Below are 247 nucleotides of genomic sequence, written 5' to 3' on the forward strand. Positions count from 1 at the left end.
GCATCTAACTATTCATTTAAAAGTTATTATTACAACTATAATCAATAGCTTGGAGCGTTTATGCCGCATAAATCCCCGATTCATAGCCAACACTACCCAGACTCCTTTTATGTCGCGACCGCCAAAGAGCTTTATCAGCATCCCAAGCTAACCGAAAACATTACTGTCGATGTGTGTATTGTCGGCGGTGGATTTAGCGGGATCAATACTGCAATTGAACTCAGACAACGCGGCTACAGTGTCGCAT

The 247-nt window shown here is 42.9% G+C and carries 1 pseudogene; it reads left to right on the forward strand.

Going from position 1 to position 247, the window contains the following annotated elements:
* Positions 1-60: 60 nt before the first annotated feature.
* Positions 61-247, forward strand: a pseudogene (locus AAEY78_RS14455) (hypothetical protein); the annotation flags it as partial.

The organism is Psychrobacter sp. 16-MNA-CIBAN-0192 (assembly GCF_040309565.1).
In the GTDB taxonomy this organism is placed as follows: Bacteria; Pseudomonadota; Gammaproteobacteria; order Pseudomonadales; family Moraxellaceae; genus Psychrobacter.